17 protein-coding genes and 1 pseudogene are annotated in these 23,842 nt (G+C 46.1%); 13 read left to right on the top strand and 5 right to left on the bottom strand.

The genetic code is table 11. The annotated features are described in order from the left end of the window. The first annotated feature begins 23 nt into the window (after positions 1 to 23). From LO777_RS10790 to LO777_RS10750, 9 genes are all read left to right on the top strand, one after another. On the top strand, positions 24 to 725 hold the full coding sequence (locus LO777_RS10790; protein WP_228853916.1) for a hypothetical protein: 702 nt from the start codon (positions 24 to 26) through the stop codon (positions 723 to 725). Positions 726 to 847: 122 nt separating this feature from the next. Beyond that, positions 848 to 2,707 carry a DUF2142 domain-containing protein gene (locus LO777_RS10785; protein WP_228853915.1) on the top strand — a complete coding sequence of 620 codons (1,860 nt, stop codon included), beginning with the start codon at positions 848 to 850 and terminating at the stop codon, positions 2,705 to 2,707. Positions 2,708 to 3,111: 404 nt separating this feature from the next. Beyond that, entirely contained in the window at positions 3,112 to 3,879 is a 768-nt protein-coding gene (locus tag LO777_RS20655) for an acyltransferase (protein ID WP_329955580.1), read from the top strand. Then, a complete protein-coding gene (locus tag LO777_RS10775) occupies positions 3,872 to 5,935 on the top strand; it encodes a TolB family protein (RefSeq protein WP_228853914.1) in 2,064 nt (687 codons plus the stop codon). Before LO777_RS20655 ends, LO777_RS10775 begins: the two co-directional genes overlap by 8 nt. Before the next feature lie 31 nt (positions 5,936 to 5,966). Next, complete coding sequence (locus tag LO777_RS10770) at positions 5,967 to 7,382, top strand: MBOAT family O-acyltransferase (protein ID WP_228853913.1); 1,416 nt, start codon at positions 5,967 to 5,969, stop codon at positions 7,380 to 7,382. 61 nt (positions 7,383 to 7,443) lie between these two features. Beyond that, positions 7,444 to 9,126: an alginate O-acetyltransferase AlgX-related protein gene (locus tag LO777_RS10765; RefSeq protein ID WP_228853912.1), complete on the top strand. Its 1,683-nt coding sequence runs from the start codon at positions 7,444 to 7,446 to the stop codon at positions 9,124 to 9,126. Then, positions 9,116 to 10,147 carry an alginate O-acetyltransferase AlgX-related protein gene (locus tag LO777_RS10760; protein WP_228853911.1) on the top strand — a complete coding sequence of 344 codons (1,032 nt, stop codon included), beginning with the start codon at positions 9,116 to 9,118 and terminating at the stop codon, positions 10,145 to 10,147. The genes LO777_RS10765 and LO777_RS10760 overlap by 11 nt, the downstream gene beginning before the upstream one ends. A 313-nt stretch (positions 10,148 to 10,460) precedes the next feature. Next, entirely contained in the window at positions 10,461 to 11,204 is a 744-nt protein-coding gene (locus LO777_RS10755) for a substrate-binding periplasmic protein (protein ID WP_228853910.1), read from the top strand. A gap of 7 nt (positions 11,205 to 11,211) precedes the next feature. After that, positions 11,212 to 13,494 (top strand): response regulator, encoded by a 2,283-nt coding sequence (locus tag LO777_RS10750; RefSeq protein WP_228853909.1) that lies wholly within the window; start codon positions 11,212 to 11,214, stop codon positions 13,492 to 13,494. 2 nt (positions 13,495 to 13,496) lie between these two features. Here the strand turns inward: LO777_RS10750 and LO777_RS10745 are convergent, their stop codons facing one another. Genes LO777_RS10745 through LO777_RS10735 form a run of 3 tightly spaced genes read right to left on the bottom strand, consistent with a single transcriptional unit; the run spans position 13,497 to position 15,299 of the window. Next, complete coding sequence (locus LO777_RS10745) at positions 13,497 to 14,309, bottom strand: DUF3786 domain-containing protein (protein ID WP_228853908.1); 813 nt, start codon at positions 14,307 to 14,309, stop codon at positions 13,497 to 13,499. Positions 14,310 to 14,337: 28 nt separating this feature from the next. Further along, complete coding sequence (locus tag LO777_RS10740) at positions 14,338 to 14,823, bottom strand: methylated-DNA--[protein]-cysteine S-methyltransferase (protein ID WP_329955579.1); 486 nt, start codon at positions 14,821 to 14,823, stop codon at positions 14,338 to 14,340. A 47-nt stretch (positions 14,824 to 14,870) separates the two neighbouring features. Then, entirely contained in the window at positions 14,871 to 15,299 is a 429-nt protein-coding gene (locus LO777_RS10735) for a DUF3465 domain-containing protein (protein WP_228853907.1), read from the bottom strand. Positions 15,300 to 15,552: 253 nt separating this feature from the next. On the opposite strand from LO777_RS10735, the gene LO777_RS10730 reads away from it, so the two are divergent. Continuing rightward, positions 15,553 to 16,644 carry a deoxyguanosinetriphosphate triphosphohydrolase gene (locus tag LO777_RS10730; RefSeq protein ID WP_228853906.1) on the top strand — a complete coding sequence of 364 codons (1,092 nt, stop codon included), beginning with the start codon at positions 15,553 to 15,555 and terminating at the stop codon, positions 16,642 to 16,644. Positions 16,645 to 16,716: 72 nt separating this feature from the next. Here LO777_RS10730 and LO777_RS10725 read toward each other — a convergent pair whose 3' ends face one another. Both LO777_RS10725 and LO777_RS10720 read right to left on the bottom strand, forming a co-directional pair. Next, a complete protein-coding gene (locus LO777_RS10725; protein WP_228853905.1) occupies positions 16,717 to 17,721 on the bottom strand; it encodes an SGNH/GDSL hydrolase family protein in 1,005 nt (334 codons plus the stop codon). Between the two features lie 58 nt (positions 17,722 to 17,779). Continuing rightward, positions 17,780 to 18,643 (bottom strand): sialidase family protein, encoded by an 864-nt coding sequence (locus LO777_RS10720; RefSeq protein WP_228853904.1) that lies wholly within the window; start codon positions 18,641 to 18,643, stop codon positions 17,780 to 17,782. Positions 18,644 to 19,156: 513 nt separating this feature from the next. Here LO777_RS10720 and LO777_RS10715 point away from each other — a divergent pair. The 3 genes and pseudogenes from LO777_RS10715 to LO777_RS10705 all read left to right on the top strand — a co-directional run bounded on the left by LO777_RS10715 (position 19,157) and on the right by LO777_RS10705 (position 23,823). Further along, positions 19,157 to 21,825, top strand: a pseudogene (locus LO777_RS10715) (valine--tRNA ligase). A gap of 16 nt (positions 21,826 to 21,841) precedes the next feature. Beyond that, complete coding sequence (nadC, locus tag LO777_RS10710; RefSeq protein ID WP_228857370.1) at positions 21,842 to 22,678, top strand: carboxylating nicotinate-nucleotide diphosphorylase; 837 nt, start codon at positions 21,842 to 21,844, stop codon at positions 22,676 to 22,678. 275 nt (positions 22,679 to 22,953) lie between these two features. Further along, positions 22,954 to 23,823 carry a midas domain-containing protein gene (locus LO777_RS10705; protein ID WP_228853903.1) on the top strand — a complete coding sequence of 290 codons (870 nt, stop codon included), beginning with the start codon at positions 22,954 to 22,956 and terminating at the stop codon, positions 23,821 to 23,823. Positions 23,824 to 23,842 lie beyond the last annotated feature (19 nt).

The raw sequence follows: 23,842 nt of genomic DNA, 5'->3' as shown, positions 1-23,842 counted from the left end.
CAGGTCTTTTAAAGGAGATTCGAATGGGAAATCGTAGTACACTTTTCGGAACATTGTCCCCGTATGTTGGTGTCTTGCTGTTGGCAATTGCTGTAGCTTTTTCTCCCATGTTGTCAGTATGTGCAGCGGAGGAGGTAAAAATTCAGGCAATTCAAATGAAAGTTGCCGAACAGGCGGCATCTGTTCCTGTTCTTGGGGATCACAAAAAAGATGTTGTGCTGGATGCGACCTTGCCGGAAAAAGAGTCGGTACTGAAAGAAAGCAAGGTTGAATCCAGTGGGGAAGCTGTTGGTCAGAGTGAAGAAAAGGAAGGATGGTCAACCTTGCAGAAGGTCGGTCTCGGAGTGGGGGTAGTTGCCGTGGTTGGCGTGGCAGCGGCCGCACTGGGCGGGGGAATCAGTAGTTCTGATGAACCAGCCATGCCGACTTCTGAGGAGCTGGTGGGAGTCTGGCGTTCAACCGGAACGAGCCTGGTTGATCATCGTACCTACAGGGGAACGTATGATTTTTATGCCATTGGCAACCATATCTATGATATTGTCGTCAGTACAGGTGAACACAAGAGAGGTAGGGGAACCTGGTTTCTTGAAGAAGGAACCAAAATTCTACATGTCCGAAATGATACCGGATCCCATTATGTCGGAGAATTTGAAGGGGAAGATTTCAGACATATCCTGTTGAAAACAACAAATGGACGATGGAAGGTTGTGCTGGACAAAATATGAGGATCTGGAAATCTGTCCGGGAATAGACGTTTTCTTTCAGGAAGAGCGATTGAAGGGAAAAGACATTTTCGGACAGGTTTCCAGGTGGGAATTTGAATAGATATGTGGGTGGAGGGTGATGGATGAATCGGCGGATGCAGTATGTGAATATCCTTATCCTGTGTCTGCTTGCCATGGGACTGTATTATCTGTTTTTTATAAAGACAGCCCATGTGGTGGTCGATCTTGTCGTCACAGAAAAAACCGATTTTAAAATATACTGGGCCAGGGCCGGGCAACCATATTCAGAGGAACACATGTCCATGGTCATTGCCCGGCCTGGGAGAAATCACTACAGTTTTTTTCTGACGGACATAGGAAAGCTTGCGCGACTGCGGATCGATACACATCGATACAAAGGAGAGGCGACCCTGCGACGCCTGAAAATAGAACAGGAAGGGTACGCTTCTTATGTTTTTGCAGCTCCCCGGGACTTCAGGCAGTTGGTTCCGCTGGCTCAGATAGAAGAATTTACGATTGACAGGAATGGAATAAGGGTTGTCTCAACCGGGGAAGACCCGAATTTTGAGTTGCGTATCCAACCGGAGTACAGGGGGATTTCTTATTTCAGTGTTGCGGTTCGCTTTCTGGTCATCAGTTTTTTTGTTTTTCTTGTTTATCGGGGTGGTACTCACCTTTCCCGTAATTTTCTTTTTGTTCCTCTTTTTCTTTTTGGTGCGTGGATTCTCATTATCACCATGGCCGGCATAAGTGAGCGTAATGTCCACCCCGATGAATATGTACACCTCTATGCAACTCAATATTATGATGATCACTGGTTACCGCCCCATCTTGAGGATGAGTCTGTCCGGCAGACTTACAGTGTTTATGGGGTGTCCAGACTGAATAATGGAGAAGTCTATTACTTTTTTTCAGGTAAGTTCCATAAGCTGCTGGAAGGATTTAAAATCCCGGAATATTTTTCCCTGAGGCTGTTCAATGTTCTGCTTTTCGGCTTGATTCTTCTCTACACAGTCGGGAGCAGGTGTGCGAGATTGGTAGCAATACCATTGCTGCTGTCACCGCAGATCTGGTATGTTTTCAGCTACTGTGACTCGGATGCTTTTGCTCTTTTTGTTACTTTTCTTGTTGGTTGTGAGCTTGTCAGCCCATCCAGTTTTATGCGACGATTCCTGGAAAAACGACGCTGTCCCTATCTTTGTGGTCTGGTTCTCCTCGGCAGTCTTCTGGGGTGCCTTTTTCTGCTGAAGAAAAATTATTACCCTTTTGTCGCCTTTTTTTATCTGTGCCTTGGAGCACAGCTCTTTTTTACCTTATCTGCGGAGACGAGGAAAAGAGCCATGAAAAGGCTGCTTGCAATTTCTGTTGTGGGTCTCATTCTGTTTGGCATGAGAGTGGGAGCCGACTATGTCGTCAATGGTCTTGATCGCAATGAAAAAATAAGGGTATTACAGGAAGAGCGGGCTCATCCATGGTATAAACCGAGCACTGAATTGCATAATAAACATGTTTCCCTGTATCGAAAAGCCAGGGGTACGACCCTGAAAGAGATGGTGACTGTTGAGCGTTGGTTTGAGCGTTCATTCCAGAGCGCATTCGGGGTGTTCGGGTATTTTACCATTTCTGCTCCCCTGCCATATTATGACCTGGTGCGCTGGACAGGTGCAGCCTTGCTGGTTTTTGTTTTCGGATCAATTTTTTTGCGGGGTGGAGTCGTGGAAAGTGGTCTTGCACTCTCAGTACTTTGCCTGTCTTCAGCCCTGATAGCTGTTTCCCTTTACCATTCCTGGACTGTCGATTTTCAGGCCCAGGGAAGGTATCTCTTCCCCATTATTCCTATGCTTGGTATTCTGTATGCCAGAACGTACCGGGTCATTTACCAGCCTGTTCTGCTTCTGGGGGTAACCTGCATGTATATGCTTGGCGTATATGCCTTTATCTTTGAGGCCCTGCTGCGAATCCCTAAAGTCGTGTTTCACTGAAAATCTGCAATAACTGTTGGAACTGCAGTATTTACGGCTGTAGTACTTGTCAAGATGATTGTTGATAATTAATTCGTAACAGGTCACAGGGTACCGAATCTTACCGCGATCAGCCCTGCTTACGTATGACCAATACGCTGCGCCGGGCTGCTTGCGAAAATCTCCGGCACCCTGTAACCTGTTATAAATACGATGTTTGATACAGCGATGTTGCTAGTCCTGTGATCAGTTACATTATAATTCGTATCCATTTTAGCCCGCATTTCTCATGAACATTGTGTAAATTTTGTTCAATTTCTAACAGTTGGCTAACTGTTTGTATTTTACAGTTATTATCAAAATTGCCACAATGTTCATGAGAAATGCGGGTTAGCAGGGTCTGTTTCGTAAGTGAGAAGAAAAATATGGTTTCAGAAGAGTCAAAAATAGAAAAGATTCCCTTGGTTGAGCAGTTGCACAGTGGTGGCGGATCCGCTTTTTCCAGGTATAAAAACAAGGCCGCGGGGGAAGTCTCCTTTGTGAAATTACTGGGGTATGAATTTTATCATGTAGTTCTTGCCAATCTCGGCGGGGCTGCAGGGTATCTGATGCGAAAAATCTTTGCCGGTTCATTCTTTAAAGAGGTCGGCAGCAGCCTTATTCTCGGACGTGGTCTGGTGATCCGACATCCCGGGAAGATCAGGATAGGTAACAGTGTTGCCATTGATGATTATGTGTTTCTTGATGCCAGCGGCAGTGGAGAGAAAGGTGTTCGTCTGGGAGATAATGTTATTCTTTCCAGAAACTGTGTTGTCCAGGGAAAAGCAGGTCCTGTTGTTTTGGATAATCGGGTGGATGTGGGGTGTAATACCGTGTTTTCCTCGGTCGCAGGAATTTTTGTGGGACAGGCGACAATTATAGCCGGAAACTGTTACGTCGGTGGAGGCAGATATTACCATGATGAACTGGATGTGCCGATAATGGATCAGGGTGGTTGTTCCCACGGACCCGTTTCCATAGGACCAATGAGTTGGATCGGTGCCGGAGCAGTCATACTGGATGGTGTGACTCTGGGGAAAGGTGTGATAGTCGGTGCCGGCTCTGTTGTAACAAAAGATGTGCCCGACTTTGGGGTCGTCGCAGGTGTTCCGGCCAGGCTGCTTCGGATAAGAAAAGGGGATGGCAGTGAATAAAATTTTTATGGCTGGTCTTTATTTAGTACTGTTTTCAACGTTTGCGATGTCGGCTGACAGTTCTGTTGTCGGGCAGTGGACAGGAAAACATACCAGGCTGGTCTGGGTTCAGGACCAGGGAAAGGGAGCAGATACCTTTGCCCGAGGGCTGCAGTTGATGCTCTATGGATATGACTCTCTGGACGGAAAAGGCGAGAGACCACTGGTGCCTGACATGGGGAATTTTTTTAAACCTCTTTTTACCCCTGATGGCAGCCATGTGGTTTTCTCAGATCGCAGAACCCGTCAAATGTACCTGGTTGAGTGGGAAAGTGGTCGGGTTACGAAACTGGGCTCCGGTGTAGCGGTAGAGGTCTGGCAGGAGCCCGCGGAAGAGAAAAGTTTTTTTTCCGGGAAACCTGAAACCTGGATTTATTATTTTGACGGTAATCAACCCGAGAATAAATACGGTACATCCCAACCTCTTTTCAGGGTTTCCCTGGATAATCCGAAAAAGAAAGAACGTGTCTGGGATAAAACCCGTATGGCCTGGTCAAATATGCAACTCTCAAAAGATGGGACGATCCTGGGAGGACTATTCCCCTGGCCCCATGGGGGTGTACTGCATATGAAGGATAAAAAATGGCAGAGACTTGGCAGGGGATGCTGGACTTCTCTCAGTCCCGATAACTCCAAACTGCTCTGGATTTTTGACGGGCTTCATCGCAATGTACAAATTCATGATGTTGTAAATGGGGGAAGCTGGAAGGTCTCCATTAATGGTGCGGATGCAGTCAACGGTTATGAGATTTATCATCCAAGATGGAGCAATCACCCCAGGTTTTTCGTGGTAACCGGCCCCTACGAAAAGGGGGACGGTGGCAACAGGATCGGTGGTGGAGGTGAGAAGGTAGAGATCTTTATCGGCCGCCTTGATACCGGGGCAAAAGCAGTAGAGGACTGGTTGCAGGTAACAGATAACAGTCGTGCTGACTTTTATCCGGATCTCTGGATAGAAGGTGGAGAAAAGGCACGACTGGCTGATGCGGTTCAGGCTGTGGCTACCAAACATCTACAGGCATGGCCGACAGTCAGGGATAATTTACTGTTTGTCTGGGAAAATATGAAAGGGACCAATCAGTTGCCTGCCGGCAGTCCCGTCGGTTTTCAGCAGTGCAGTGTACAGTTGCGGGGGCAGGCCCTGTTTACCCGGAATCTTCAGTTGATGAGCCGTGGTGGCTGGGGAGAAACGGGTGAGACCGGCAGACTGGCTGGAGAGGCAATCAACCGTTCGGGACAGATGTCCATTGAATTGCTCTATACTCCCCTTGGCAGCGATGCCACCCTGGTTTCATTTCTTCATGAAAATAAACCGGTTTATCGTCTCAGGCAGGAAAAGAATGATCTGGTTGCAGAAACTTTTAGCGGGAACAATTCTAAAACAGTTCGCTGGAGAAATATTTTTAAATCCCACGGCCCCATGTACCTGGTGGTGAACAATGACGGTCGGATTATTGAACTCTTCAACAATGGCATCAGCCTTGGGAAACAAAATCTTTTTATTGATTTCAATGCATTTACGAAAACTGATCTGGTTTTGGGAATGGCGGGTGACAGGGATGGAGGACTTTTTGAAAACTTGGCTCTTTATAACAGGGTCGCAAAAACCTCGGAAGTTGCCGGTAACTACTTTCTGCTCAAACAGAAAACAGCGAAGAGAAAACAGGTAAAACGATTGAAAATGAAAGCGGTTCTGCTGGAAAGAACAGAGATCCCGTCACCAGACTCTCTCGGGGCCTACCGCCGGGCTCTTGTGGTCAACAGTTATAAGATAAAAAAACTGCTTGAAGGACAATACTCAGAAGATCAAATTGTTGTTGCTGAATGGGTAGTGCTGGACAGAAGGATAATCAAAACATATTCTGACAGGAAACAGGTGGAGACCCTTATCCTGGAAAAATTTGATGATCACCCTGAATTGGAGGGAGAACGCCAGATGATGGATATTTTTGAGCCGGATCTGGAAATGTATTACAGGATAGATCACGCACTGATTTCAGAACCCAGGCAGGAATAGATCGCTTTTTCATAATTGATCAGATATCTCCATGGTTTTTTCCTCCCATATATTTCTATTTTATTTCCTGCCCCTGAGTCTTCTTTTTTATTATTGCACTCCGGTGCGCTGGAAAAACAGTATTCTTACCGGGATCAGTTACGTTTTTTACGGCTGGTCGAATCCGCTTTTTACCCTGTTGATGTTTGCTTCAACCCTGGTGGATTATTTTTGTGGTCTGATCATAAGCAGTTCGGAAACGGGGCGGGAGAGTCGCCGAAAAATTGCCTTGTCGGTTTCCATTGTTTCCAACCTCTCTCTGCTTGGATTTTTTAAATACACCGGTTTTGTCCTTGAATCCTACAATCAGTTGTTTGCCCTTGTGGGTGCGGCAGATGTCGATCCAGCTCCGGTTCTCAGGTTTCTGTTACCCCTGGGTATCAGCTTTTATACTTTCCAGTCCATGAGCTATACCATTGATGTGTATCGCGGGGAGGCTCGGGCTATTCGGAATTTTCCAGATTTTGCCTGTTTTGTGGCCATGTTTCCCCAACTGGTGGCCGGGCCGATCATACGTTTCCAGGAGGTGGCTGATCAACTTGCGGTCCGGGTCCATTCCAGTGAAAAGTTTGCCCGTGGTGTTGCCTTTTTCAGCCTGGGAATGGCCAAAAAAGTACTGCTGGCAAATCCCTGTGGAAAAATTGCGGATCTCACTTTTTCTGCTGGTTCCCTGCACTGGCTTGACAGCTGGTATGGTATTGTTGCCTACAGTTTTCAGATCTATTTTGATTTCAGTGGCTATTCCGATATGGCAATCGGTCTCGGTTTGATGTTCGGCTTTGTTTTTGCGAAGAATTTTGACTCTCCCTATCGTTCCGCTTCCATCACCGAATTCTGGCGTCGCTGGCATATATCCCTTTCCACATGGCTGAAACAATACCTGTATATTCCCCTTGGCGGTAATCGCAGGGGAACGACGAGAACCGCCATAAACCTTGCCATTGTCATGCTGCTTGGGGGATTGTGGCATGGTGCATCCTGGAACTTTGTCATATGGGGTGCTTTTCATGGAATATTGCTCGGAGTGGAACGGGGTTTTGGCAGAAAGCCGCTCTATTTTTTCCTGCCGAAATTTCTGCGTGTCGGGGTCACCTTTATCCTGGTTCTGATTGCCTGGGTCTTTTTCAGGGCGGACAGTTTTACCATTGCCTTTGATTATCTGGCTTCCATGTTCGGTATTGGCGTGGTACCGCAAACCTCACTTCTGCTCAAGGGGATGATTTATACTCCATACTACCTGTTTGCCATGGCTGCTGGAGCTCTGGTTATCTGGTGGATGCCCCAGAGCTGGGACTGGTCGAGAAAACTCACGCCTGCTAAGGCCGTCACTGTTCTGCTTGTCCTGCTGGTTTCTGTTGCCGTGCTCAGTATGCAGTCTTATAATCCGTTTATCTATTTTAACTTCTAGGAGGCTGTTCGAGAATGGTCTTGCTCCCTGAAGTGATGATTCCAATAACCGTTCCCTGGATATGATAAAGAAGCGACTCTCAAGAGAGGAAAGAGCAAGAAAAGAGATTGGGTATACCGATATCAGTCGCAATACAGCCACTTTTCTGGTGTTTTCTTTTCTCCTGATAATCTGTTTGGTTCCATTGATACAGGTTGGTCTGAACAGGGGTGGAGACTTCGGACCGTTTTTTCGTCTGCAACTGGCGGAGCCCCTGCCCGGTAAGAGAGATGAATTGTCGCTGCCGGAAAAAATTGATCGTTTTGATAAAAAAATAATTCAAAACATGCGAAAGCTGGAAAATTCTCTTGAAGAGGGGTCTTTCCTTCGCAAGTTGTTTCTTCCACCGATTCAGTATGTTTTTCTGCAGTACCTGGGACAGGGGAACGAGAAGGTGGTTGTTGGCAACGATACATCACGGTTTTTGTTTTATACAGTGGGGCTTGATTATTTGACAGGACAGCCCTTTCTCCACCCTGACCAGCTGGAAAAACGTGCAACGGGCCATGAGATATGGGAAAGGGCAGTTCAGCCGGACCCAGTGGCAGCCATTATCGATTTCCGAGACCAGCTTGCGGCCAGGTCCATTGAACTGCTTGTGGTTCCCGTTCCTGTCAAGGCGGGTATTGAACCGGAACGGCTTGTGGCGACAGAATCGTTTTCCCGGCCCCTGCGTAATCGCTCCTGGTCCCGGTTCATGGAAAAACTGTCTGCGGAAGATATAACTGTTTTTGATGCTGGAGCTGTACTGGTAGACTATTCCCGGAGAAAAGATGGGGCGTTTCTGCAATCCGATACTCACTGGCAGCCGGGGGCCATGGAGGCTGTTGCCGGGAAACTGGCAGATTTTATAAAGGAAACATATACTCTTTCACCTGGAAAAAATGATTTTTCGTTGCAGCCTGTTACAGTGCACAACTCAGGGGATATCGCCCGCATGCTGACCCTGCCGGAGAGCGTGGCAGTGTTGAATGAGCAGGAGGTTGTTGTCAATCAGGTACTGGGGGAGGAGGGCGCTTACGTGAAGGCTGATCCGGAAAATTCCATATTGTTACTGGGCGATTCCTTTACGAATATTTTTTCGTTCAGAGGTTTGCACTGGTCCTTTGCCGGTGGACTGGCGGAGCATCTCAGTTATCATCTCGGGCAGGTGGTTGATTGTCTTGCTAGAAACGATTCCGGGGCCTATGCCACAAGAGAGCTGCTTGCCGCAGATCTTGCCAGGGGGCGCGACCGGTTGGCCGGCAAACGGCTGGTTATCTGGGAGTTTTCTGAAAGAGAGCTTTCATCGGGTGATTGGAAGATCCTGCCCATGGAGCTGCAGGAACCGTTGGATAACGGGTTTTTTGCAGTGGAGAATGGAGAAAACACAGTTGTTATTGGTCGGGTCGCGTCAATTTCCTCATCACCGAAACCCGGATCAGTGCCGTATATTGATAACCTGATAACTCTTCAGCTTGTTGATTTACGTGACAGAGATGGTACGCGTATTGATCCGGATCAGGCCCTTGTTTATGGATGGGGAATGAGAAGCAATAAGTTGAAGCCACTGGCCACTGTACGACCGGGGGATGAAATACGGCTTGCTCTTTCTCCATGGGAAGAAAAAGAGAGTGAATATGGAGGCTTTCGTCGCAGCCCCCTGGCTGATGATATGATTGAACTTGAAACACCCAACTGGGGAGAACTCATTCATGATGAATAAAATGTGTTACAGCCTGCTGCTTCTTGCCGCGGGATTTATATTTGTATCCACATCTTCTTCTGCTACGCTGACTGAGGTGGCACGGGAGCTGGTAGCTGCAGGTGGAAATAAAAGTGTGGTGGAGGGGATTGACGGCTGGCTGTTCCTGAAAGAAGAGCTTGCCCATATTGCTGCCGGAAAATTCTGGGGCAATGGTGCGGCAGCTGCCACCCGAACCAGGAAAAAGCAGTTTGCTGATCCTCTTCCTGCAATTCTTGCCTATAACAAAGCACTGGCTGCAAAAGGTATCACCCTTTACCTGATGCCTGTTCCTCCCAAAAGTCTCATCTATCCGGATAAACTGAACGCCGGGCTGACAGCCGAAGCAGGAGAGGAACGGGTTGCTCTTTATAACGAGTTTTATGCCCTTCTCCGGCAGGACGATGTGAGGATCATTGATCTTCTGCCCATATTGCGAAAAGAACGCTCTTTGGGGAAACAGTTATATTGCAGGACGGACAGTCATTTTTCTCCAGCAGGGATAGAACTGTTTGTTGATGCTGCGGCGAAAGAGATTCGGAAATCTGGCTGGTATGACGCTGTAAAAAAAAGGGAATACGTACAGAAAAAACAGGGAATATCCATCTATGGCGATCTTGCCGGGATGGCGGAAATGAAAGATCTGTACGAAAAGCTGGAAATTACACTGGTTACACTGCAGGAAACAGGTAAACCGGAAAAGAGTGATCCGCAAAGCCCTGTGATTCTTCTGGGAGACAGCCACACCCTGGTTTTCCACAGTGGAGGTGATCTGCATGCCAGGGGGGCTGGACTGTTTGATTTGTTGTCGGCCCGTCTTGGTTTTGCTCTTGATCTTCTGGGGGTCAGGGGGTCCGGAGTGACTCCCGCACGGATCAAACTGTATCAACGGGTGAAAAAGGACAGAGGCTATCTCAATGGCAAAAAAGTGCTGATCTGGTGTTTTACCGCCAGAGATTTTACCGGCAGCGGAGGATGGCGAAAGATTCCGGTAGAGCGGTAGGAGAAGTTGTTTGTGTAGTCAGAAAAAACAACATTGAAGAAATACTGTCAGGTTTTCTGGAATTTCACATTGTTAACATCTGATAAATATTTGAATTCATCGGAAAGGGGGAGAAGGAAGCCGGTTGTACCTTTGCAGAGATAAAATAATAATTGAAGAGCCTGACCCGGCGGTGTACATTGGAGTTGTTATAAATGACAAATGTTCCGGGATAATTTTGATCTGTTAGATCGTGTTTTGAGTTTGCAGGGAGCGTTCAGCTCAATGGATTTGCCATCTCACCGTTAATATGCCCGATTCTACTCATCAATGCATGATTCAATACTGGAAACAGTTGAACTGGTCTGTCTTTTTCTTTTCTCTGCTATTACTGTCTGTTGGTTTTCCCGGACAGATCATATCTGCCCGGGAACTCTTTACCATCAATACAGCTGACAGTTCTCCCTATTCAACACCTTTAAACACGGGTATTTACGATCAGATTATTCTAAAGGTATTTGATTCACTTGGATTGAAAGTCAAAATCAACCATCTTCCTTCAGCAAGGTCCATTGAAAATGTTGATATAGGGTTGGATGATGCGGAATATGCGAGGATAAAAGGACTCAATGAGAAGTTTAAAAATATCCTCCCTGTCAATGAAAAACTGTTAGATTTTTCTTTCACAGCTTTTGCCAAAGACCCACGCATCAGGATAACGGGGTGGAATGGATTGAAGAAATATAATGTGGGGTTTATCAGAGGATGGAAAATTTATGAAATAAATGTAAAAAACACCAGGTCTCTTCAGGTGGTTTCTTCTGAAGTTGAATTGTTTAATATGCTTTTGAAAGATCGTGTCGATATTATTCTGTATGAAAAATTGCGGGGATATGATTTTCTCAGTAAAAATCATATCTCAGATGTATTTGCCCTGGAAAACCCACTCTCTGTGAGGGGTATGTATCTTTACGTGCATAAAAAACATGAAAACCTTATACCGAGGATTGAGAAGGCACTTCGGGAAATTAAGCAGGGTGGAGAATACGATGATATCGTAGGAGCTTTTATCCAGTAAGAACATCGTGAATTTTCTAAGCCTGAAATACAAACTTCTTTTTTTCTCAATTCTTCTGTCAATAATCCTGACAGCAGTGGTTTCTGTTTTTGAAATCAATATCGACATCAGGTCCTATAGAAAAAATCTCAATGCTGAACTGAATCATTTCGAACATTCCCATCGGCAGTATCTTTCCAATAAAATATGGGCAATGGAATATGATTCAATTGAAGCATTTGCTGAAGATCAGACAACCGGCAGATTTATTGACACAATAACAATTACTGATCTGCGCGGTAATACTATTGCCCGGAGCAGGAAACCGGATGCAAAAGGAAATCTTATTGATCGGCAGTTTCCGCTGACCTATTTCCATAACAATAAAATTAATCTCATAGGCCGGGTCCGGGTCGGCGGATATCTGCCCGGATTTTATAAAACTCTGGCGGGCAGATGGATTGATGTATTTGTTATTAATGGTGTACTGGTCACCATAATTTTCTTATCATCATATCTTCTGTTCTATAGAAGTGTGTTGAATCGTCTGTTGAATATTGTCAAATTTACAGAAAGTGAATCCCGGGCAGAAAGTGAGGCTGGCATTTTTATTCCGAGGCCGGAGGGAAGAGCCGATGAAATTCTACTTCTGATTGATTCATTAAATGGTCGAACAAAACGGATAAATGAAGAACTGGCCAAAAGGACTGAAGTCGAAGAGCAGCTGAAGGAAAAAAACAGGGAACTCAGCAGAGAAATAGAAGAGAGAATTCAAGCGGAATCTGCTTTGAAAATATCCCGGGAAACACTTCTTTCCGTATTGGACAGTATTGACGCAACTATCTATGTGTCCGATCTGCAGACCTATGAAATACTTTTTGTTAATAAATGCATGATGAAAAGTTTTGGCCGGGATCTGAAAGGTGAGATATGCTGGGAAGCTTTTCGAAACGAAGAGAGACCATGTTCTCACTGTACAAATGAAAAACTTGTTGATGAGGCGGGCAATCCGTCCGGTGTGCAGATCTGGCAGGGTAAAAATCCGGTGACAGGCAGATGGTATATGAATTATGACCGTGCCATTCACTGGAACGATGGCAAGGTCGTGAAATTGCAGATTGCAACGGATATTACCGATTTTAAAAAAATGGAGGAAGATCTCAGACAGTCGCATAAGATGGAATCCATCGGCACATTGACTGGTGGCATTGCTCACGATTTCAATAATATACTCGGTATAATTATTGGTAATACTGAACTTGCTATGGAAGACATCCCGGTCTGGAACCCTGCATATAAGTATATACAGGAAATAAAAACAGCCAGCTTCAGAGCCAGGGAAGTAGTGAAACAGCTCTTGAGCTACAGTCGTAAAAGCAAGGAGGAGTTGAAACCGATCGACATTTCTCCGGTAATCAGGGAATCTTTGAAACTGCTTCGGTCTTCCATGCCCGCAACGATAGAAATCAGAGATTTCATACCCATTTCATCCCATGCAATTCTTGCTGATGCAACCCAGATTCACCAGGTTGTTATCAACTTATGTACCAATGCAGCACAGGCGATTGTTAATGAAAAGGGGGTTATTGAGGTATCTCTAGAGGAAGTATCATTCCTGGAAAGACCGGTTGACAACCTGAATAAACTGAAATCGGGAGAGTATCTTCTGCTCAAAGTAAAGGACAGCGGGGTCGGTATTGATCCAAAACTGCAGGACAAAATATTCGATCCATATTTTACAACTAAAGAGGTTGGCAAGGGTACAGGAATGGGGCTGGCAGTGGTGCATGGAATTCTCAAAAACCACAATGCCGGTATAGAGATTGAGAGTACACCAAACATTGGAACAACCGTGTGTGTTTATTTTCCTTTTACTGAGGCAGGCACACCTGAGAATGCGGTCGGTGAATATAAACCTCGAGCTGATGGTCACGAAAAAATATTGTTTGTGGATGATGAAAAACCCCTTCTGGATATATCTGAAAGAGTTCTCCAGAAATCGGGTTACAGTGTTACGGGCACAACGGATCCCGTGCAGGCTTTGGAATTGTTTGAAGATAATCCCGATTTTTTTGATCTAATCATTTCGGACATGACCATGCCGCAGATGACAGGTGCTGAGTTCGCTGAAAAAATAAAGGCAATTCGCAGTGATATTCCAATTATTATCTGTACCGGGCATAGCTCTCTGTTGGATGAAAAGAAGGCAAGGGAGACAGGTATATCCGCCTTTCTTATGAAACCCGTCTCGGCAGAAACATTAAGGACAACAATCAGAGACGTCATTGACAGGACAAGAGTTGTTCCGTAGGCTCAGTGATTTTGAAATCCATGCAGTAGTGCCAGTTTTTCAAACATCTGGGTTATACCGACACCCAGGAGGTAAACCCCTTCTATTCCAAGGTTGTGACCCGCTGTTGCATCAAAGAAAAGGTTCAGGCTTGATTCCATACCGTCTTCCGGCTCCCAGTAGCAGATGAGCATGGGAACCAGTGGGAGTGGGAAGAGAACCATGGAAATATCGGATTGAAATTGCTCGGTTACATGTTTTCCACTGAAAAGATCAACGAGATCCTTGAGCAGGTCAGGATAGGTATCTCCCAGGTTTTTCAGTGGTTTTTCACATTGCTGGCCAAAAAGACGGTACCAGTCCAGCCCGCCGGGCAACTCCCTGAAGGGAACCCATTCGTTTCGTACCGGAACACCTTTGCATTGAATGATATAGTTGAAGCTCGATATGACAACCCAGTTGTTGACATGGAGATCGGTATAGATTGTAGAATTACTGTCTACGGAAAAATCTTTTCCCATTATTTTCAGGGTAAGTTTTTCATTGTGGAAAACTGCCTGGATTATTTCCGCCCTGGACTTGAGATCAAGTCCCCGAATTGTTTCGCGCATGGCTGCAATGCTTTCTTCCAGGTCGATTTCCGGGCTGTTTTTGCTTGCTTTTGGCGGGCCGTACAATGATGCTGTGTCTCTGCTGATAAAAGGGCATTCTTCCAATCGTTTTTCACCTTTGAAAACAGCTGCCGCAAATGCCATGCATGTTTTTTCATGGCATTTTCTGCAATTGGTTTTATCCAGCAGTTTGAATACTTCCATGACATTGTTGAACTGCAGCATTATTTTTTTCTCCCTGTTTTTCTGTTTATCAGGCTGATACTACAGGTGCTTTTTCAAGTTGGAGCAGGGTTTTTTTCAAATCAAGGCCGCCGCCGAATCCAGCCATGGAACCATCATGGCCGATGACCCGATGGCAGGGAATGATAATGGGAATGGGATTTTTGTTATTGGCACCACCAACGGCCCTGCAGGCTTTCGGGTTGCCGATTCGCCTGGCTATTTCACCGTAGCTGGCGGTTTTGCCATAAGGGATTTTTCTGAGTTCCTTCCACACCCGTTGCTGAAACGGAGTACCCTCAAGGTGCATTTGTACAGTAAATGTCTGGAGACTGCCTGCAAAGTAGGCAGTCAACTGGTCTGTTACGGGTAAAAAGGATTTACAGTCTTCCTGCCAGTTGTGTTCGATTGTTATATTTCGGGCTGAGCGGGGAAAATGCAGTTTTTCCAGAACCCCGTTTTTGCCGATAAGAAGCAGGGTGCCGATGGGTGAATCATGATAGCAATACTGTTTCACTGGAGTACCTCGTATGAGTTATTGTTGTTGAAAGCCCTCCTCTTTGATCACCGGTACTTCTTTCCGTTATGTTGCAGCCAGCCATCCGGGTGCTTTCTCCCAGGGTCTCGGTGGGTCCAATGAATGACACCACCCTTTTGATTCCATTCATATTCACCGTAAAAGGAGATGGTATCACCTTTCTTCAATCCTTTTACACGGGGTGCAAGATCAATATTATGGGCAACGAGTACGGTCAGGTCCTTGTCTATTCTCACAATGAATTTCTGATGTCTTGTTCCCCGGTTGTCATCCGGGAGCAGTTTGATGACCCTGCCACTGCCGCTGACTTGAATATTATCGGTGTGATTATTCCATGCTGCCAGTATTGTGGAAGACGGTGCGGTGACAGGAGAGTCTTTATTGTTCCTGGTGAAAATATTCCCCAGGAAAAACATGAGCAGAATGAGAAAAAGGAGAAGGGGTTTTTTGTTCATATTTTGCTCCTGGCCTGACTTCATTGAATGAAAAAAGAAAGACAAAGATAAGCAGTATAAAACATAAAACACAAGGCTGTAAAGAATTAAACTCTTTCCGGCTGTCTTGATGGCTGGTTTATGGGTATTTGTGAGTCAGGTTAGTGACTATCTGCTCAAACCATTGAAATTACGTATTATATATGTTTTCTTCATTAACCGTATGCGCAGGAAGAAAAAGACATTTGCACTGAGCAGTATAAGGAGAGAGAATATGTCATTTATACCAGTGATAGGGAGATCAATAAAAAAACAATTGGAAGAAAGAGAAGAAAACATACTTTCTCCTTTTGCAGCACTGAATAAGAACTCCTCAGGCCGTCAAGTCGAGGAGGAAGAGGATATGTGCGATATCCGTCTGCCCTTTCAGCGGGATCGGGATCGAATAACCCATTCAAAGACCTTCAGGCGACTGAAACACAAGACCCAGGTATTTCTTGCTCCTACGGGAGACCACTACCGGACGAGGTTGACTCATGTCCTTGAGGTATCACAGATTGCCAGAACTATCGCTTCCGCCCTCTGCCTCAATGAACCTTTGACCGAGGCCATTGCCCTGGGGCATGATCTGGGGCATACACCCTTTGGTCATGCTGGAGAGGCAACTCTGAATGAACTGCATCCGGGAGGTTTTCGTCACTATGTTCACAGTCTTCGGGTTGTTGATTTTCTGGAAAATGATGGCAAGGGATTGAATCTTACCTTTGAAGTTCGTAACGGTATTGTTCGACATTCCAAGGGGAGGGCCGATATCCTGCCGAAACAGAAATCGGAAACAGCGGTGACACTGGAGGGACAGGTCGTCAGGCTTGCGGATATTATCGCTTATGTAAACCATGACCTGGATGATGCTCTTCGTGCAGGAATTCTTACAGAGGGGGATCTTCCTGTCAGAATAAAAAACATTGTCGGGGACAGGCATTCCAAAAGGATAGAGGCAATGGTCCGTGATCTGATTGTTGAGACACTCACTGCCGATGACGGTGACCTGCATATCAGTGATACCATGCTGGAAGCCATTTCAGATCTGCGCACTTTTCTCTATGATAATGTGTATACCTATTACAAGGTACATGCCGAGTTCGAAAAGGCCCGACGTATTATCCGCGACCTGTATAATTATTTTATGGAGAATGGGATTGTTCGGATACGTGGTGGACGGATTGAAAAAAATGCAAACGGAGAATGGCTGGACGAAAAAGATGCCCACCGCAGGGTATGCGATTATATTGCCGGTATGACTGATCGCTATGCGTTGTCTGTTTATGAAACGATTTTTCTGCCCGAGCCGTGGAGTGTGAAGTAACAATTTTTTCCTGGAACATCACCTGAACCCATGATGGTTCCAGGTGATGTTCCAGGAGTTGATCGCCTTGCTTTACTGTACTGTAAGGTTTTTCCGTTTCAGAAAGAGCATCGAGAATCCCAGTCCTCCTGCAAGCATGACTGCGATGAAAAGCTGCGCTGTCAGATTAAGTTTGAGCAGAACATAACTCAATCCTATCAGAGGGTAGAGCAATATCCTTATAACCCGTTTTACATTCTCATGTTGACTGATAAAATGTGCTACCGGCGGGGAGAGAGCATAATAGGTTTTAACAAAGAGTTTTCCAGGGGCATTTGTCAGGAGAAAATTATCCCTGAACTCTTTCAGCAGAATGACATGCTTTTCTACCGGTGAACCAAAAGCTGCCGTGGCGATAAAGCAGGGGCCGGAGCTGCCGCCCCCTCCACTGCTGTCAGCATTGACCTCTCCGGTGGAAGAAATCATGGGAGCGATAACGCCGTACCAGGTTCTGGCAACAGTCCAGTAGCCGGTGTCATTGGGATGAAGTCCGTCGGCATTCGATGAACCCCACGTGGGAAGAATTGCCGCATATTGATCGGCAAGAGGGATACTTGTACTGGAAGCAAGATTTTTTATCATGGGATTCCAGTAATTGGGGATGACCGTAGCTGATCCGTTTCTGTCACTGGGGGTCAGGGTGGCAAGTATCGGAGTTACTCCGGCAGCCTTGCTCTGATTAATCATGGATTCAAGGTTGTGTCTTGTCGTTTCCAGCGAGAGGCCGCCTCGAATATCGTTTGTGCCTTCCATGATCAGAATGAGATTGGATGGTGTGCCTGCCAAAACTCTGCCTATTCTACCGACACCCGCCAATGTTTTTTCCCCGGAAACACCTTTGTTGATGACTATGGAAGGTTTATTGTTTTCGTTCAGCAGGCTGCTGAGTTTGGGAGGATATCCGCCGGAACGGCTGCTGTGACCGGCGGTGATGGAGTCCCCGAAGGCAATGATGGTTGCACTGTTGCTGGCAGTTGTCAAGCAGGAGATGGATGACAGAGTCAGTGTAATGAGGCAGAAGAGTAATTTTGTATTCATCTTTTGTCCGGTGTCCATAGTAGTTTTCATTTTTCTGAAGTTCAACATTGAGGTTCCATTAATCAGCAATAATATCCATTTCTCTTACGGGGAGAGATTGGATTTCGTATCCGGGGATGTGAATGGAGGCCGATTCTGGACTTGCAATAAAAGAAGGAATCTCAATCTCCTGCTGGTTTTCTGACGAAACTGTTGTCGACTCAACGCCTTCTACTGCTGTCCTGAAAATAATTTTTTTAATTGGTGTCATGGATTCAGGTTCAGGCGAGACAGGTTTCGGTTCACTCCATTCAGTTCCGGTCCAGCTGCTGGAGTAGGAGATGTAGCCGTCTTTTCTGAATTGTTTCCATTTAATCCACAGGGAATTGGTCTCTTGGTTAAATCCGATAACGGGAAGGATGTCCGGAATAGTATTGGAGGTGATTGATACTCCCGGACTGAATTCGGTTCCATTCCAGGTGGCATAGAAGATTTCATCACTGATGCCGTCAAATCCTGCCCATACCAGCCAGATTTTTCCGGAATTGTCAACGATGACTGATGGGGCTGTGTTTGAACTCAAGCCAGTGTAATAGGTCGTTTCTTCAGTCCATTCGTTATCTGTAAATCTTTTATACAGTAGAAATGATTGCTGTCCGTCAAAAGCCGACCATACTACCCAGAGGTTTCCATTTGCTGTTCTGGTGACAGAGGGAACAACATTCAAGGCTTCATTATTGGAAATTTTGACCGGCTTTTCCCATTCAGTTCCGTTCTGTCTTGAGAGAAATATGGCGTACTGATCTTCAGACCTGTCGGCCCATGTCCAGATCGCATCCTTTACCGGGTCTGGGGTTGAAACTTCCGTTGCACTGCCGGTTGAAGACAGGAAAAAAAGAATCAGAACAGAGAGAATCAAATGCTTGAAACGGTGTGGTTTCATACAGTACCTCATAACAAAAAGAATGTGTGAAAAAAGAAAAGACTGACATAAGGCCACTTTGAAAAATTGCTTTTTCGTCCGATCTCTGCGTCACAGAAAAATGAAAAATGCTTACATATGCTCAATATGCTGCGCTTTTTAATTTTTCTATTCCTTGATCTCGAACGAAAATTCTAATTTTTCAAAGTACCCATAAGGCGGGTGCAGTACAAGAAGATATAGGAAAATTATAACCGCTTGTAAACAGAAATGTGATGTTTTTCGGGTGAGCAAAGAGAGCATTTCTGTTTACAGGGGAAGAAAAAGAGTGTCAGGCTGAGTTTTATGGGGATTAAAAAAAATATCTCATTTCCTCAAGTTCAGGATTTTGGTTGAATTAAACTCTCGTCACAGTTAGTTTTCAAAATTGTGTTTCATTATCTGGTGAAAACAGACCTGACAGCAGCCCGGCACTTATCTGTGAAAAAGATATGCTGCAGAATAAACAGCTGAAAATATAACTATAATTTTTTTATGACTACGCAAAACGAAAAAGAATTGAGCAAGGGATATGAGTTTGCCGAAGTGGAAGAGAAGTGGCTTCGTCACTGGCAGGAGAACAACTGTTTTTCCGCTAAGATGGAAGAGGGGAAAGAATCATTTTCCATCGTGATACCGCCACCAAATGTAACCGGAGTTCTCCACGTGGGTCATGCCCTGAATAATACCCTGCAGGATATTCTGGCACGTTATCACCGTATGTGCGGTGATAACTGTGTCTGGGTGCCCGGCACTGATCATGCCGGGATCGCCACACAAAATGTTGTTGAGCGTCAGTTGGCAACGGAGGGGAAAAGCCGACATGATCTGGGGCGTGAAAAATTCATCGAAAAGGTGTGGGAGTGGCGTCGGGAAAAGGGTGGAGCCATCATCAACCAGTTGAAGAAACTCGGTTCTTCCTGTGACTGGGAGCGTGAGCGATTCACTATGGACGAGGGCTTGTCCACGGCGGTTCGGGAGGTTTTTGTCAGGTTGTATAAAGAGGGGCTGATCTACAAAGGTGATTATATTGTTAACTGGTGCCCGCGCTGCCACACCGCTCTGGCAGACGACGAAGTAGATCATGAAGATACCAGGGGAAAGCTCTACCATATCCGCTATCCCTATGCCGACGGTTCAGGACACGTGGTGGTTGCCACAACACGACCCGAGACGATGCTGGGAGATACAGGGGTGGCGGTGCATCCCGATGATGAGCGCTACAGCCACCTGGCGGATGTGGGTATCAGGTTACCGCTGACCGACAGGGTTATCCCCGTGGTTTTTGATCATCATGTTCAACGGGAATTTGGTACAGGGGCCCTGAAAGTAACTCCGTCCCATGATCGCGATGATTATGAAATCGGTCTGCGTCATTCTCTGGAGCAGCTCAAAGTCATGGATGACAAGGGAGTGATGAATGAAGCCGCCGGTAAATACTTTGGTCTGGATCGTTTTGCCTGCAGAAAGGCTGTTGTGGCTGATCTGGAGGAACAGGGTTTTTTGGAGAAAATAGAGGAATATGACCATGCTGTTGGTCATTGTTATCGTTGCAGCACGGTTATTGAACCGATTACTTCCCTGCAATGGTTTGTCTCGGTAAAACCATTGGCGAAAAAAGCTGTGGATGTCGTTCGTGAGGGACGGATCACCATTTACCCCAAGACCTGGTACAATACCTTTTATGGTTGGATGGACAATATCAGGGACTGGTGTATTTCCCGGCAGATCTGGTGGGGACACAGGATTCCCGCCTGGACATGTGAGGAATGTGGTGCGTTGATCGTGGAGTCGGTGGATCCGACCTCATGTCCGGAGTGTTCTTCCGAAAATCTTGTCCAGGAAACCGATGTGCTTGATACATGGTTTTCTTCGGCACTCTGGCCGTTTTCCACCATGGGTTGGCCGGAGAACACCAGAGAACTTGCAACTTTTTACCCGACTTCCGTCCTGATCACCAGTTTTGATATTCTCTTTTTCTGGGTGGCCAGAATGATGATGATGGGACTGCATTTCATGGACGAGGTACCGTTCAGGGATGTGTATCTGCACGCTCTTGTAAGGGACAAGCATGGAAAGAAAATGTCCAAATCCACGGGCAATGTGATTGACCCTCTGGAGGTAATGGCCAGGTACGGTACGGACGCCATGCGGTTCACCCTCACTGCTTTTGCTGCACAGGGCAGGGAAATCAAGCTTGATGAGGACAGGATCGAGGGCTATCGCTATTTTATCAACAAGATCTGGAATGCGGCCCGTTTTGCCCTGATGCATGTCAGTGACTGCAGTGACTCGGCAAGAGACGTTGTTCGGTCTCCGGAAAAACTGGGCCTTGCCCACAGATGGATTCTCAGCAGAACCGCCGATACCGTAAGAGAAGTTCGGGCTGGTCTCGATGAGTACAGGTTCAATGATGTGGCTTCGGCAAATTATCAGTTTATCTGGCATGAATTCTGTGATTGGTATCTGGAGTGGATCAAGGCTGATCTTTTTTCCAGTGATGAACTGGCGAAAAAGCAGGCCAAAGGAGTTCTGCTGGTTGTTCTGGAGACGTTTCTCGGTCTTATTCATCCTATAACTCCCTTTGTCACAGAAGAGATATGGTCAGTGTTGCCGGGTGAACGGGAGTTTCTGACCCTCAGTCCTTTTCCGGTTGCCCATGAAGAATGGAAAGACGATGAGGCTGTTGCAAAAATGGAGTTGCTGATGGGAATAATCAGTGGAATCCGAAATATTCGTTCTGAAGCGGAAGTTCATCCATCTACCAAAATTGATGCCTATGTCATCTGCCCGAGAAAACACAGGCTGAACTCATTTCTTCCTATGAGTCGGCGATTGCAGATATGACGAGATTATCCAGTCTCACCGTACGTACTGAATCAGAAAAACCGGCGGATGCCGCAACGTATATTTATAATGATATAGAAATCTTTGTTCCCCTGAAAGGACTGGTGGATATTGAAAGTGAACTGGAAAAACTGGCACGGGAGCGAAAAAAGGTTGAGGTGAAACTGAGGCAGGTTGAGGGAAAACTGAATAACGAAAAATTCCTGGCGAATGCCCCTGAAAAGATTGTGGCGGGAGAACGTGAGAAGAAATCGGTCCTCGATGGCAAGATTGCCAGGATCAGGGAAGCTGTTGAACGGCTGCAGTCATTGGTATAGGGTAAGAGAGATGGAAATGGATAGAAACCTGCTGCACGGGATGATCAGGTCCTTTCTTGCAGAGGATGTGGGTCGGGGAGACCTCACTTCTGAGGCTATTTTTTCTCCCGCTGATCAGGGCAGTGCCAGGCTGGTGGCACGGGAAAGTTTTGTCGTGGCTGGAGCGGGCAGGGTGGCCGCGGAGGTGTTTTGTGTACAGAACCCGGCAATAATAACTGCAGATCCGGTGGTTGACGGAAAACGGGTTTTGGCGGGAGATATTCTGCTGACGGTGAGTGGACCGGTCATTGATCTTCTGAAGGCGGAACGGGTTGCCCTGAACCTGTTTCAGCGTCTTTCCGGAATTGCCACATTGACGGCTCGTTTTGTTGAGAAGGTGCAGGCGTATCCCGTGCGGATCACTGATACCAGGAAAACAACACCGGGATTGCGTGTGCTGGAAAAATATGCGGTCAGGGTTGGTGGCGGCACGAACCATCGGTTTAATCTTACTGATGGTGTTCTCATAAAGGATAATCATATAGCCGCCTGTGGCTCGATCCGGGAAGCGGTGGCCAGGGCGCGGGAAATGGCTCCTCATACGATACGCATCGAAGTGGAAACGGATACCCTTGATCAGGTCAGAGAGTGTCTTGATTGCGGAGTGGATATCATCATGCTTGACAATATGTCGCCGGAAATGATGAAAAATGCTGTTCAGCTCATTGATGGCAGGGCCATGGTGGAAGCATCGGGAGGGGTGAACCTTAACAGTGTAGAAAGCATTGCCGCCTGTGGAGTGGATATTATTTCAATTGGGGCACTTACCCATTCCGCACCTTCATGTGATATCGGTATGGACTGGTCGTTCTGACCTGTTCTCCTCTTCTGGTCCTCTTCTGATAACTGTTTTGCAGACATCGGTTGGAGCCGGATTTCGAAAGTTTCTGTTGATACAGGGTGTTAAGAGAAAAAGTATTATGAATACTTCTTGATTTTTTCGCTCTGAATGTGTGATAATAACGGACAGATGATGAATACTGACTGATACGGGGGACAGTTGCGGGTGTTTGTTCACCTTCAGGCTGCAGGCTGGCACGGCTATCCCGATAATAAAACACAAGCCGTTTTCTCAAGAGGTTCTGACTGATGCGTTGTCCTAAATGTGGATATATTTCATTTGATTATCTCGAAGTTTGCCAGAAATGTAAAAAAAATATAAAAGAAGTTGCTGATCAATTGCAGGGAGGAGTTCTGGCAGTAGATCCACCTTCTTTTTTGAATCTGGATCTGGACTCCGACAGGGAATCTACCGATAATTTTACAGAGGAATACAGTGATTCCAGCGAAGAACTGACCGAACAGGATGATTTTCTTGATGCGGATCTTGAAGTTCTTTTCGAAGAGGACTCTGATCAGGAAGAGGGACTGGAGCTACCTGAACCTGAAACAGGGGCGGAGGGGGAAGACGGATTCGAAATATCTCTTGATGCTGATGAAGACGGTTTGAGTATCGATCTTGATGACGAGGAAGATGTTTCACTTGATTTCAGCACTGATGAAGAGGAAATCGTGGCTGAATTAAGTGAGATTGAAGATAATAAACAAGACCAGGAAAGATCTCCGGATTTCCAGTTCGTTGATGATGCTGATGAGGATGAACTGGAACTTGATCTTGGGGAAGAGGACGAGTTTGCAATAGAGCTCCCAGATGAGTTGGCTGATTTGTCCGACCTGGCCCCTCCCGTACCTGCTGAAGAAATGGATGCCGTTACTGACCTTGACTCTCTTGAAATAAGTCTTGATGGGCTTGAACTGGATCTGGAAGCGGAAAAACCTGCTGTAAAGCAAGTCCTGTCAACAGATGAGGAGGAGATAGTTCTCTCTTTGGATGAGATAGATTTTTCCGATGCATTAGATGATGTGAAAAAGGATCCTCATGCAAAAATGATGGATATGGATGCTGATCTTGATTTTGATCTCGACCTGGGTGGATTATCCATTCATGATGATTTGTAGAAGAGACCAGGGCAGTATA

This window comes from Desulfomarina profundi, assembly GCF_019703855.1.
Lineage (GTDB): Bacteria > Desulfobacterota > Desulfobulbia > Desulfobulbales > Desulfocapsaceae > Desulfomarina > Desulfomarina profundi.
This window is presented reverse-complemented; position numbering and strand designations above follow the sequence as displayed.